The sequence below is a fragment of the Neisseria sp. P0021.S006 genome (assembly GCF_051956895.1).
The window spans coordinates 1-506 of sequence record NZ_JBQCWZ010001083.1 but is presented as its reverse complement, the minus strand read 5'-3'; the positions used below and the strand labels follow the sequence as shown (position 1 = coordinate 506).

At 58.1% G+C, this 506-nt stretch carries 1 protein-coding gene and 1 pseudogene; one reads left to right on the top strand and one right to left on the bottom strand.

Annotation, left to right across the window (positions count from 1 at the left end; translation table 11 throughout):
• Positions 1 to 318: hypothetical protein (locus ACTHUM_RS18840; RefSeq protein WP_440403804.1), on the top strand; the 318-nt coding region annotated here is incomplete at its 5' end.
• Between the two features lie 36 nt (positions 319 to 354).
• On the opposite strand, the pseudogene ACTHUM_RS18835 reads toward ACTHUM_RS18840, so the two are convergent.
• A pseudogene (locus ACTHUM_RS18835) lies at positions 355 to 426 on the bottom strand (hypothetical protein); the annotation flags it as partial.
• Between the last annotated feature and the right edge of the window lie 80 nt (positions 427 to 506).

The following is a 506-nucleotide window of genomic DNA, read 5'->3' as shown; positions in this document are numbered from 1 at the left end:
CCTCAACCCCCCCCCGCCCAACACCCACACCCCACTCCCCAACACACAAAAGACACCACCACAAACCAAACAAACCAACCCTACCCGACAACCCCACAACCCCCACCCACCCCAACAACACCCAAACCCACCCCCAACAACAAAACAAACAAAAACACCCAAAAACCCCCCCCCCACAAAGCCACCCCCCAACCCAACAACCCCAACAAAAACCACCCCACCCACCCCAACAAAACCCACCACACCCACCCCCAAACAACCCAAACCCCACACAAAACCACCCCAACGCGCCCGCACAACAGCAACAACCACAAGTAAAGCAACCCCGACACACAACAACCGTCCGCCGAGCACAACAGATCGAAAACCAACATCAAATGCCTGCTGCTCCTCCTTCCCCGCCCAGCCGCCTCCACAACCGACCATAACCACGACCCCGCCGGACTGTGGCTGAACATCGCTCCGTTTTCGTGCACAGTTCAAACTCCGCCCCTTCTACCCACTCG